The following is a 12127-nucleotide window of genomic DNA, read 5'->3' as shown; positions in this document are numbered from 1 at the left end:
GATCGTTGAATACATAAAATTCATTCGCTGCTGTCTTATCATCCTTAAAAAATATTTCAATGAAAAAGATTTTCAACTATAAATTATTACTATTTGCAGCACTGGCCATGAGTCTTAATAGCTGTAAAATGGATGTCCCCAATATAAATCAACCAAGTGGAAGTGCTGTCCCAACAACTCGGGAAGGGATCATTGCCATTAGCGCGGGTTTACAGATGTACTATTCGACAAATGGGATAGCCGCAACTTATTTTTACCCCGCGGTCACAGCACGTGAGCTCAAAGGCGTTGCCACATTTACCAATACGTTAGAACTTGAAGCCGGTGGCACCGAATTACCCACAGCAAACGGAAATATTCTGACATTGTGGTCCAGTATGCAAAAACTACTTGGTATGAGTGAAAGTGTACTGAACAATGCTTCATCCATCAGCACCTTAACTGGCGGAACACTATCTGGCATATTGGCAAATGCCCACTTATACAGAGCAATAGCACTTGGCGCACTGGCAACAAGTTTTGAGAAAGCTAATACACAGACTCAAAAGGATGGCAAAGTGACCTTCGTTGATAGACAAGCTGTTCTTGCGGAAGCAATCAAATCCTTGAACACAGCAATTGCCCTGGTGCAACAAACGCCCATATCATCGGAATTTACATCGACGGTAACCGGCTCAACCATTAACTTGCTGAATTGCCTACACGCTTTCAATGCCCGCTTCAATCTCATGGCCGGAAATTACCAACAGGCCTACAACGAAGCTAACCTTGTTGATTTAACGAAGAAAAGTACATTCACCTACACAGCAATAAGTGTTAACCCGCTTTGGAATCAAACCAGTATTTTGAAATATTACGTCGTTAGGGAAAACTTAGGCCTCCCGACAGGTCTATTTGAAACTGGCGATAAACGTCTTGACTTCTACACTAAACTTAATGGCACAACACTCCAGCTTAAAGGTTTTTCCGAAACACAAAACGGAGAAGTTCCCGTTTACTTACCTGACGAAATGAAACTGATCAAAGCCGAAGCCTTATTACGGAACAACGGTTCATTGACAGAGGCACGCGATCTGATCAACGAAGTACGTACACAAACGGCCGGCGACCTGTTCAACGTCAATGCCGGATTACCCGCATACACTGGAGCCGTCAACAAAAACGACCTGCTGCTCGAAGTCTATAAACAACGCTGCGCGGAATTATTTATGTCAGGTTTACGACTGGAGGATAGCAGACGATTTGACCGTCCTGCCCCACCACAAAATACAACAGAACGAAACCGAAATTTCTATCCTTATCCGGATCAGGAGAGAATCGGCAATCCGAATACACCTGCAGATCCGGCAATCTAAACATAATGGGCTATCACAATAAGATGGCCCATTACGTTTTTAATAGGATCTTCACATCATAATGTTTTTTAATATAAGCTTGTTGCTCGGCTGAATCCGTTTCGAGGTCATGAATCGCACGATCACGCTCTTTGTCCACTTCCATCTTGACTACACAGCGATAAAATCGAAACACATCCTTTTCCGTCTCCAGGATCAAGCGGGGCACACGGGCAGGTTTACCCGTTTCATCTTTAGCGACCATGGTAAAATAAGAGGAGTTACAATGCTTCGTTTCACCCGTTTGAATATTCATGGCCTCCACACGGATTCCCACTTCCATCGATGAATTGCCAACGTAATTAACGGATGCAATTAACGTGACCAGCTCTCCTACCTCTATCGGTTTCAAAAAATCAACCTTGCCAACAGAGGCTGTGACGCAATAATGTGCCGAAAACTTAGACGCTACCGCAAAGGCTATTTGATCCATCAACGACAAAATATATCCGCCATGAATCTTTCCGCCGAAATTAGCGTTGGACGGCAACATCAACTGTGAAATTCGAATCACCGACTCACTAACGGTTTTATAAATCTCTTCCATATCCCTAAATTTACTTTGGACAGGCCAAAAATCAAAACAAAATCACTGTGTTTCAACAAATACCAACATTTGTGATCTAAAAAAGACAAATACGTTCTGTCATTCGGTATAGAAGCACATGTCAGACCAATAAGATGATCCGATAAGATATAAAAAAAGCAAAAGGGATATCCGAAATCTCAGATACCCCTTTTCCAAATAGTACAAAAACTCTTTATTTAATTTTTTCAGCGATATAAGGGCTTTCATTGCTCAACCGATCAATAGCCTTTACCGCAACATACTGCAATTTTTTATTATTCAATGCCGTTGGTACATCTTTCGTCGTTACTCCAGGTTCCAAGATCTCATATTTCCATTCGCCGCCATAATTCAGGTATAATACCCATTTCGCAACTTGGTCAATTTGCTGATGTTGCCATTTTAAGAACATATTATTTCCTTGTGGCGTCAGTAGCAACGTCGGCTTCAACAAAGGGTTTGCATTGAGCCATGGACTTGGCGGAACCAAAGCTTTAGATTGATAAGGCCCTTCCACCAGCGCCTGCGTCATTGCTGGATTTTTGATCAGTCCGGCCAAACTCCAATGGATGACGCCATTGCGGTTATCCGGCAAAATATTACGTGCTGCGGCAACCTGATTCACAATCTCCTGCACATATTCAGGGCCACGTCTTCCGACTGTATTAATACCCGGCCAAAGATGCCGCCCCATTGTATTCTCACTTTCCCACCATTTTAATAAAGCCGTATAGCTCTGCTTTGCCGGTTGGATAGGCCAATAAAGCTGTGGCGCGAAATAATCTATCCAGCCTTTATTCAACCACAATTTAGCATCTGCATATAACATATCGTATTGACTCGATCCCTGAATTCCGGCAGGATATCCCGGCTTCCAGATCCCAAAAGGGCTAATACCGAATTTCACGAAGTTTTTTTCCCTTTTTATATCCTTGTAGATCCGCTCAATAAACGTGTTTACACTGTTTCTTCTAAAATCACCACGTGACAAGGTTCCACCGTTGCGTTTAAACTCATTATAGCTGTCCGAATCCGGAAAATCTTGTCCACCATTATATTCGGCATAGGGATAAAAATAATCGTCGAAATGCACCCCGTCAATATCATAACGCTTAACGATATCCATCACAACACGTGCCGCATGTTCTTGCGTCGATTGTTTGGATGGATCAAACCAGTAATAACCCTGTTTTAGCTTTACCACAGACTCTGGCATTTTACGCGCCATCGAAGCCGAAGTCACCGCTCCTCCTGCAGTATGGTGTGCACGGTAGGGGTTCAACCAAACATGAAGTTCAATTCCCCTTTTGTGCGCCTGTTCAACCCAAAATTCAAGTGGATCATAATAGGGTGACGGTGCTTGCCCCTCCGTTCCCGTCAAAAAATACGACCATGGCTCGAGATCGCTCTTATAAAAAGCATCTGCAGAAGGACGCACCTGAAAGATAACTGCATTGAAATTATTAGTCTTCAAAAAGTCGAGGATACCAATCGCTTCTTGCTGCTGTTCGGCAGTACTGAGATTATTTTTGCTCGGCCAGTTGATGTTGGCTACAGAAGCAACCCAGGCCGCACGAAACTCACGGGGCACAAGTGGAAGATCAACAACGATATCCTTCTTTTTTTCAACCGCAGGCTGTTCTTTTGTCTCTATCGTATTTTTCATCCGCTCTCGCTTCGGAACTGAAGGGGGATCTTTTTTTACAATTTCAACATTGGTATTTGTGTTTACAGGTTCTTGCTTTTTATTTTTCTTGGAAGAACAAGAAGACAAAAGAAAGAGTGCCGTAGTTAAAAATAATAAGGAACGTTTCATCAAGCTATAGAATATTATGTTTTTTTTCAAACTAACCCCCAAAACTAAGCTAAATTTCAATAGAAAAGAAATTTAGCAGTCACCCATCCGCTTTAAAAAGATATTTCTATCGGATGAAAAGAAACAGCATATACTTCATTATCAGTTATGAAGCAATCTAATTCAATTTATAAACTCATGCTAGCTGAAAACTCTTGCAATCCGGAGATCAATAACGTAGTTCTCCTTTAAAGATAACATGTTCCAGCCTGAGGTCATCCGTAAATACGATGACATTGGCCATGCTACCAGCATTTAAATTCCCGATATCCCTTCGCTGCAATAGCTTAGCCGGATAAGTCGTAGCCATCCGGATCGCCTCATCCAGGGGAATTCCAACCTGTTCCACACAGTTTCTGATTCCTTCAAACAGGGAAATTGCCGCACCCGAAATTGTTCCGTCCGGCAAGGCGTAATAGCCATCGTTCAATACGTGCTGATAAATCCCCTTACTGCATGCCGCCACGGCATCCGTAATCATAAATAAACGCTCGCCCATTTGCCGTTTGGCGATTTTTACAGCTTCAAAGCTGACATGATGTCCATCGACAATAATACTCGCACAGGCTTTGTGATGGTTAAAAATAGCACCGACCAAACCCACCTCGCGATGGTGCAATGGTGACATGGCGTTGAACAGATGTGTGCTTGTCGGAATTCCCGAATCGTAACCATGTGTTCCTTCCTCGAAAGTAGCATTGCTATGCCCAGCGCTGAGCAGCAGCTGATAACCTTGCAAATACGTCAGCACTTCGTCCGAAAAACATTCAGGTGCAATCGTCATCATCCTGACAACATTATTTCCCTGTAGCAGCTCTTCGATCCTTTCCTTTGTTGGCGTTATAATCAGTTCTTCGGGATGAGCTCCCCTTTTTTTTGCATTCAGAAAGGGCCCTTCCAAATGCAGACCTAAAAAGGCATCATGATGATAATCCTCCGCAACGCGAATAGCCTCTTTGAATACCGCAATTGTATTTGTTGCCAAAGTCATCATATAGGAAGTCGTCCCTTTATCAATCAGCCCGTTGGAGATCCGTTCCAAAGAGTCCAAGGTAAGTTCGGCAGAATACAAATCCGAACCATCACCATACAATTGCAGGTCGACCAAGCCCGCGCAAATATTGGTTCCTTTGACATCAAGCAGTTGATATCCTTCTGGGAGATCCTGCTCATTGACGATGCCTACAATTTTTCCTTCATCCAGGAGCAATGCTCTGTGCTCTATAATTTCTGTGCCGGTATAGATCTTACCGCCAGTCAATGCCATTTTTTTCATTAAAATAATTGTTACATGTTATCCGCTTTTAGCGTTTAGATCCTAGCGCTGGCACCATAGCATATATTCATACGCCATACAGACCTTCACGCCCTGCAATTCTTCCTGGTAAAAATTTGCCTTTACCCTTCTCCAGTTAAAGTTAGGATTTGTCTTTGCGCTATCCCAAAATTTTTACTTTTTTAATTTTAACTTTTTAATTTACTGTCGTAACTTAGTTCCATGTACTTTTTCAGAAAGCGCAATGCCGATCGCCCCACAAATGGCAGCATTAAAGCCATGCATATCATTAATGCAACGGCCATTATTGTCTTTTTATTGGGGTTGATCTATAAAATATTTTTTTCATCCTAAACTAGCAACCATGTCAAAAAAAGAGATCTTCAATACAGACAAAGCTCCTGCAGCAATAGGCCCCTACAATCAAGCGATTAAGGCAGGTAATACCCTTTATGTTTCCGGACAGATTCCACTTGTTCCTGAAACAATGGAGCTGATCTCATCGGGCGTAAAAGATGAAGCGCATCAGGTATTGAAAAATGTCGAAGCCATTTTAACACATGCTGGTTATACATTTCAGGATGTCGTCAAGGCCTCCATCTTTTTAAGCGACATGGGCAACTTTAGCCTTGTTAATGACGTTTATGCAGAATATTTCAAGGAAGCCCAACCTGCACGTGAGTGCGTGGCAGTGAAGACATTACCGAAGAATGTCAATGTCGAGATTTCGGTAATTGCCTGGAAAGATTAATCCGTGGAAAATAACAACGAAACTGTAAGCCGCGGAAAATATCTTTTCGCGGCTTTTTTGGCTCCCTTCATTTGGGGATTCATGTCCATTCCCGTTCGGTGGATACGGGAATATCCTGCCGAGGACATTCTATATTTTAGGATCGTAACGGCCTTGGCCGCACTTTGGCTCTATCTCCTGCTTTTCCAACGGAAGACGTTACGCTTGGATATTCAGAAGTTCAGGGAGCTTTCAAAAAAAAGAAGAATTCGGCAGACCAGCCTTACTGTCCTTGCTTCCCTGCTGATCTTCGGCAACTGGTTCACCTATATTTATGCCGTCAACCACATCAGTATCCAGTCCGCAGCTCTGGCCTATCTAACTTGCCCGCTGATTACAGCGGCGGCAGCCTATTTCATCTTAAAAGAAGAACTGCGTCCAATTCAGAAGGTGGCTCTCCTCATTGCCTTTGGCAGTGTATGTCTATTAGCCAAAGGATCGCTGCATGATGTGCTATGGGCAGCGACCATCGCCACCTGTTATGCCTTCTATCTTATTGTACAGCGCGTGTCTACTGGTTTCAACAAACTCAATCAGTTGGCTATCCAATTGAGCATCTGCGCGTTATTTGTAATTCCCAGACTGGTCTACAATCATCATGAGATCCCCACAGATCCTGTCTTTTGGGGTACAATCATACTGATTGCAGTTATATTTACCATTATTCCACTATTTCTGAGTATGTACGCCTTGATTGGTATTTCCTCTACCACCACAGGTGTATTGCTATACATCAATCCAATCATCGCTTTCACCTTGGCAGCGACCTATTTTCAGGAGCCTGTTCCCTTCATCAAATATCTGGCTTATGGAATTATATTGATGGCAATCGTCCTTTTCAATAGTATCAATTTCCGCCAGACCAGGAAAAATTAAAGTCATTGTAACCAAAGGTCAACTACACCTGGTGGAATTAAATCTTTATAAATAATCTGGCTTATCACCATTAACTGCAAAGGTAATAAGCCAGATTATTCACTTTTCCTTTGAAAGGAAGATACATTTCCAGCAAGGAACAAAAAATGACAAAACACATTAACCTCACACACAATAACTTACAAAACACCTCTTCGCATTTGTATCAACTTTGTTTACCAAAATTTTTGATTTTTCATCAACAGTAGTAAATTAGTGCTCAATTTAAGGGGAATCACACCCCCTTTTGCTCCATCACTTCAGTATTGAATAGCAGACAATAATCACTGATTTTGCTTTCCATTCATATTCAATACATTTTCCTAACCGACATGCTAAATGGAATTAGCCCATTACCGTGGTAAAAAATCTACTGTTATGAAAAATATGTATATAAAACTGAATATAACACATATACTATATGAATAACAAATTATACACTACACTAAGGATGTTGAGTATTGTTCCGACAATGCTCTTTTCGGCATCTTTACTTCATGCGCAAAGCAGCCAAGTGAAAGGGACGGTTGTTGACGCGAAATCAAAAGCTCCACTTGTGGGTGCTACGATCAAAGTACTAGGCACATCAACAGCTAGTTCTACAGACAGCAAAGGTGCATTCCAGATCAATGTAGACGATAAAAATCGTGTTCTGAATATCAGCACCATCGGTTACGAAAATAAAACCGTTACACTCGGACCGGGCGAAACCACAATTACAGTAAGCATGGATGAGCAGACGCAACAGTTAGAAAGTGTTGTTGTCACCGCTCTTGGTATCAGCCGTGCACAGAAATCATTGACTTACTCTACCCAACAGGTCAACGGGGATGAACTGAACAAGGTAAAAAGTACCAATTTAGCCAACAACCTGAACGGTAAGGTAGCAGGGGTCAATATCGCTTCCAGCTCATCAGGACCAGGTGGTTCCGCGAAAGTCATTTTACGTGGTAATAAATCGGCTTCCGGCGACAACCAGGTATTATATGTTGTCGACGGTGTCCCGATCAACAACCAGACTTTAGCGAGCCAGCCAGACAATGTCTTCGGTGGACAGCGTGATGGTGGCGACCCTATTTCATTGATCAACCCAGAAGATATCGAAAACATCTCTGTATTAAAAGGAGCATCTGCAGCGGCACTATACGGTAGCCAAGCTGCCAACGGTGTTATCTTGGTAACAACAAAATCAGGCAAGCAAGGCCGCACAACGATCAACTTCTCGTCAAGTGCGCAGATAGAACAAGCGGTATCCACGCCTAAATTCCAAAGCCAATACGGTCAAGGTTCAGGTGGTAAGAACAGTAATACCAGTGTATTTAGCTGGGGAGACAAAACCAATGGTGCCAACTACGACAATGTAGGTGAATTTTTCCGCACAGGTAGCAACTTCACCAATTCATTGACATTATCCGGAGGTAACGAAAAAAATCAAACGTACTTCTCTTATGCAAATACCCTTGCTAAAGGTATACTTCCAGAAAATGACCTGATGCGTCACAACTTCAATCTTAAAGAAAGTGCTACATTCTTCGATGATAAGTTGACCGTTGAAGGTAGCGCCAACTACATTACCCAAAAATTGGATAATGCACCTTCTTCAGGTTTTTATTACAATCCATTGGTTGGAACCTATCTATTACCTCGTAGCCTAAATATCGCAGATTACAAAAATTACGAAACGTTCAATACAAGCCGCAACCTTAATGAACAAAACTGGTTCAGCCTAAGTGATAGTCCCACAACACAACAAAATCCATGGTGGATCGTCAACAGGAATCCAACAAGCTCTACCCGCAACCGTTTGCTTTTAAATGGTAGTGCAAAATATAAAGTAGCGCCATGGATCAGTATTCAGGCTAGGGGAAGCGTCGATCGCACCTCAGAGGTTTGGGACCGTAAAGTCTATGCGAGCACACCAAATCCCCTAGGAAAATTAAATGGTAATTACAATTATACAAATACCACCATTACACAACAATACGGTGATGTTGTTGCCAACATGAATTTTAATGTCAGCGATAAGTTTCAGATCACAGGATTGGTCGGAACAAGCATCACCGACTGGAAAACCGAAGGTGTAGATTTTAATACAGGTATTGACGGGTTAAAAATCCCAAATCAATTCTTTATCCAAAATACAACAACGCCTGTCACATCTACATTATCGGCTAATCGTAGACAATTACAATCGGTATTTGCATCAGCAAACTTGGCCTACGACAACTGGATTTATTTGGATCTGACGGCGAGGAATGACTGGTCCAGTACATTAGCTTTCACAGGTACAAAGTCTTTCTTCTACCCATCTGCAGGCTTGGGTATTGTATTGAATGACAAATTAAACTTACCTGAGTTTGTCAATATGGCCAAGATTCGTGGTTCGTATGCAGTAGTGGGCAATGATTTGCCTCCTTACACGAGTTTATTAACAAACACGGTGAATCCATACGCTGTATTGACAGTAAATGACATTGCGTTCTTGAAAACATTAAAGCCCGAAAAAACGAAATCTTTTGAAATTGGAACGGAATGGCGCATGTGGAACAATCGTTTGAATGTAGATGTTACGTACTACAAAACAAACACAACGAACCAGTTCTTCAAAGTCGCTGCGAGCCAAGCTTCGTTAAATCAACAATATGCGATTAATGCCGGTGACATCCAAAACCAAGGAGTTGAAGCATTGGTATCATTAGATGCAATTAGAAATGATGATTTCAAATGGACAACAAGTATCAACTTCACCTACAATAAAAACAAGATAAAAAAACTAGCTGATGCTGTTCCTGAGTTTAGTTTAACTGGTGAAAATCAAAACAACTTTGCTTCCAAACTTGAGGTAGGCGGTTCTTTTGGCGATATCTATGGACAGGATTTTGTACGGGATGCTGAAGGAAGGATTATTATTTCAGAAGATGGTATTCCTCAAAAAACCAACGCTTATACAAAGCTAGGAAATTCGAATCCAATTTGGCAAATGGGCTGGAATAACAGTTTCAATTATAAAAACTTCAATTTAAGTTTCTTGATTGACGGCAAATTTAATTACGATGTTATGTCTATTACTCAGTCTGTCATGGATGGTTATGGCGTATCAGAAGCAAGTGGAGCTGCTCGTGCAAATGGTGGCGTTGCCGTAAACGGTGTTACACCGAATGGAACTCCTGTTGCTGTCGTCGATGCAGAGAAATGGTACACATCAACAGGAGGTATAGGTCCTGTCAGTAGCCAATACATTTACGATGGAACGGTCGTGAGACTGCGTGAATTGACTTTCGGCTATGACTTCAATATTAAAGACAGTTTCTTCAAAAAATTGCGCGTCAATGCTGTAGGAAGAAACCTATTCTACATTTCTAAAAAGGCTCCATTTGACCCTGAAGTAACGATGTCAACAGGCAATTCGCTGAGTGGTGTAGATATCTTTATGATGCCTGCCACCCGCAATTACGGACTTACACTAAATGCAACTTTCTAAACGATCAACAATGAAATTTAATAGCAAATATATATACAAATTCTCCCTGGCCATGTTACTTCTTGGAGGAACGATGACCAGCTGTACAAAGAATTTTGAGGATTACAACAAAAACAATATTGGGCTTACGGATGAAGATTTAAAGGGGGACGGACAAGATCTTGTGCTCTTTTTAAAAAATGCACAAATGTCTATTTACAATTTCTCCGGTGCGGGAGACCCTAATTCTTATCAAGTACAACAAAATCTGAATGCAGACGTTTTTTCGGGCTATTTCATGTCTCCCACGCCGTTTAATAGCGGTCAGAACAACCTGAATTATGCCATGGTGAACGGCTGGAATGGTGAACCATTTAAAGTGCTTTATCTTAACGTTATCAAATCCATTGAAAAGTTAAAAGGCAATGGACTTGCAGAAACATATCCAGCATTATGGGGTTCGACATTGGTCATCAAAGTAGCAGCTGCCAGCCGTGTTACAGATATCTATGGCCCTATTCCTTATAGTAAAGTAGGTACCTCCAACACTGTACCATACGACAATCAATCCGATGTATATGCAGCTTTCTTCAAAGAGCTCGATGAGGCTGTAACGGCCTTGAAATCGTACAAAGCGGATAGTCCAATGGCGGCTAAAATCGACCAGATCGATCTTGTATTTCCTAATTCCGATAATCAGGTCCGTTTTAAAAATTGGTTAAAAATTGCCAATTCATTGCGTCTACGTTTGGCAATGCGCTTGGTAAAAGTTGATGCAGCATTAGCAAAAACACAAGCTGAAAAAGCGTTGGATCCTGCAAACGGAGGTGTAATGGAGAGTAATAGCGACAACTTCAAGATCACAGTTCCAGCAGACGGAACCTATAGCAACCCGCTTTGGTTTATTTCCAAAAACTGGGCTGATACGCGTATCAATGCAACACTTTCGTCGTATATGGTTGGGTTAAAGGACCCGCGTATTTCCAAATATATGGCTCCCGTGGCTAAAGATGCGACAACAACAGCTTTCGCTGGTAAATACATCGGAATTCGTACAGGTGCTGAAGGTATCGAAAAGGATAAATACCAAAAGCTATCGGCTTTGAATACCGAAGGTACAACACCGACTTTCGTAGCGACAACGGCACCGATATTAATGACTGCAGCTGAGGTTTACTTCCTTCGTGCGGAAGCAGCATTGAGAGGTTGGAACAACGCGGGTGGAACAGCGCAATCCCTGTATGAAAAAGGTGTAGAGACATCTTTCACTCAATGGGGTGTAACATCGGGTCTAAGCACTTACCTCAATGACAACACAAGTAAAGCAGCAGCTTACGAGGATCCTTTCAATGCAGAAAACAATGCTGATTCACCGAGTTCCTTGACGATCAAATGGAATGAAAGTGCATCTAACGAAGAAAAATTAGAACGTATTATCACACAAAAATGGTTGGCAATATTCCCTGAAGGACAAGAGGCCTGGAGTGAATTCCGCCGCACAGGATATCCACGTCTATTCCCAGTTGTTGTCAACAACAGCGGTGGACTGATTGACACCAAAATACAGATACGTCGTTTACCGTTCCCTCAGAATGAATATAATACAAACGCAGCCGAAGTGCAAACCGCAATTTCTCTGTTAGGTGGTCCTGACAATGGCGGCACCAGACTTTGGTGGGACGTCGCAAAAGGAAATTTCTAAAACTGATTTTTTCGCTATATTAAGGCGGCTTAACGACAACGTTAAGCCGCTTTTTTTGTGGTTTTTAACTTGTTATATTGAAAGAAATCACTATTCTTTCATCAAATCAGCCATATTACTTAAAATCTCACCATAGAGAAATTTCAAAATAATGATGTAGCAATCGC

9 protein-coding genes are annotated in these 12127 nt (G+C 41.9%); 6 read left to right on the top strand and 3 right to left on the bottom strand.

The genetic code is table 11. The features are described from left to right. Positions 1 to 59 precede the first annotated feature (59 nt). Positions 60 to 1355, top strand: coding sequence for a RagB/SusD family nutrient uptake outer membrane protein (locus B4G94_RS21150; RefSeq protein WP_286861758.1), 1296 nt, complete (start codon positions 60 to 62; stop codon positions 1353 to 1355). A 31-nt stretch (positions 1356 to 1386) separates the two neighbouring features. On the opposite strand, the gene B4G94_RS21145 is transcribed toward B4G94_RS21150, so the two are convergent. The 3 genes from B4G94_RS21145 to nagA all read right to left on the bottom strand — a co-directional run bounded on the left by B4G94_RS21145 (position 1387) and on the right by nagA (position 5093). Beyond that, the gene (locus B4G94_RS21145) at positions 1387 to 1941 is read right to left on the bottom strand and encodes an acyl-CoA thioesterase (RefSeq protein ID WP_286861757.1); all 555 of its coding nucleotides are present in this window, start codon (positions 1939 to 1941) and stop codon (positions 1387 to 1389) included. Positions 1942 to 2155: 214 nt separating this feature from the next. Continuing rightward, entirely contained in the window at positions 2156 to 3778 is a 1623-nt protein-coding gene (locus tag B4G94_RS21140; RefSeq protein ID WP_165309307.1) for a glycoside hydrolase family 10 protein, read from the bottom strand. A gap of 208 nt (positions 3779 to 3986) precedes the next feature. Further along, complete coding sequence (nagA, locus tag B4G94_RS21135; protein ID WP_286861755.1) at positions 3987 to 5093, bottom strand: N-acetylglucosamine-6-phosphate deacetylase; 1107 nt, start codon at positions 5091 to 5093, stop codon at positions 3987 to 3989. 222 nt (positions 5094 to 5315) lie between these two features. On the opposite strand from nagA, the gene B4G94_RS28005 reads away from it, so the two are divergent. The 5 genes from B4G94_RS28005 (at position 5316) to B4G94_RS21115 (ending at position 11960) form a co-directional block, all read left to right on the top strand. Then, on the top strand, positions 5316 to 5447 hold the full coding sequence (locus B4G94_RS28005) for a DUF6728 family protein (RefSeq protein WP_310446321.1): 132 nt from the start codon (positions 5316 to 5318) through the stop codon (positions 5445 to 5447). A gap of 10 nt (positions 5448 to 5457) precedes the next feature. Beyond that, positions 5458 to 5844: a RidA family protein gene (locus B4G94_RS21130; protein WP_165309308.1), complete on the top strand. Its 387-nt coding sequence runs from the start codon at positions 5458 to 5460 to the stop codon at positions 5842 to 5844. 3 nt (positions 5845 to 5847) lie between these two features. Next, complete coding sequence (locus tag B4G94_RS21125; RefSeq protein WP_286861754.1) at positions 5848 to 6759, top strand: EamA family transporter; 912 nt, start codon at positions 5848 to 5850, stop codon at positions 6757 to 6759. Positions 6760 to 7219: 460 nt separating this feature from the next. Then, positions 7220 to 10279, top strand: a complete 3060-nt coding sequence (locus B4G94_RS21120) for a SusC/RagA family TonB-linked outer membrane protein (protein ID WP_286861753.1) — start codon at positions 7220 to 7222, stop codon at positions 10277 to 10279. 10 nt (positions 10280 to 10289) lie between these two features. Then, positions 10290 to 11960 carry a RagB/SusD family nutrient uptake outer membrane protein gene (locus B4G94_RS21115; protein WP_286861752.1) on the top strand — a complete coding sequence of 557 codons (1671 nt, stop codon included), beginning with the start codon at positions 10290 to 10292 and terminating at the stop codon, positions 11958 to 11960. Positions 11961 to 12127: the final 167 nt, after the last annotated feature.

The sequence above is a fragment of the Sphingobacterium sp. UBA7625 genome (genome assembly GCF_002484085.1).
Classification (GTDB): Bacteria; Bacteroidota; Bacteroidia; order Sphingobacteriales; family Sphingobacteriaceae; genus Sphingobacterium; species Sphingobacterium athyrii.
Note: the sequence above shows the minus strand (reverse complement) of the source record. Positions and strands in the feature narration are given on the sequence as shown.

Bases quoted from the DNA above. Each gene is read 5' to 3' on its own strand.
- B4G94_RS21150 (WP_286861758.1), top strand. From the start codon at position 60: ATGAAAAAGATTTTCAACTATAAATTATTACTATTTGCAGCACTGGCC.
- B4G94_RS21145 (WP_286861757.1), bottom strand. From the start codon at position 1,941: ATGGAAGAGATTTATAAAACCGTTAGTGAGTCGGTGATTCGAATTTCA.
- B4G94_RS21140 (WP_165309307.1), bottom strand. From the start codon at position 3,778: ATGAAACGTTCCTTATTATTTTTAACTACGGCACTCTTTCTTTTGTCT.
- nagA (WP_286861755.1), bottom strand. From the start codon at position 5,093: ATGAAAAAAATGGCATTGACTGGCGGTAAGATCTATACCGGCACAGAA.
- B4G94_RS28005 (WP_310446321.1), top strand. From the start codon at position 5,316: ATGTACTTTTTCAGAAAGCGCAATGCCGATCGCCCCACAAATGGCAGC.
- B4G94_RS21130 (WP_165309308.1), top strand. From the start codon at position 5,458: ATGTCAAAAAAAGAGATCTTCAATACAGACAAAGCTCCTGCAGCAATA.
- B4G94_RS21120 (WP_286861753.1), top strand. From the start codon at position 7,220: ATGAATAACAAATTATACACTACACTAAGGATGTTGAGTATTGTTCCG.
- B4G94_RS21115 (WP_286861752.1), top strand. From the start codon at position 10,290: ATGAAATTTAATAGCAAATATATATACAAATTCTCCCTGGCCATGTTA.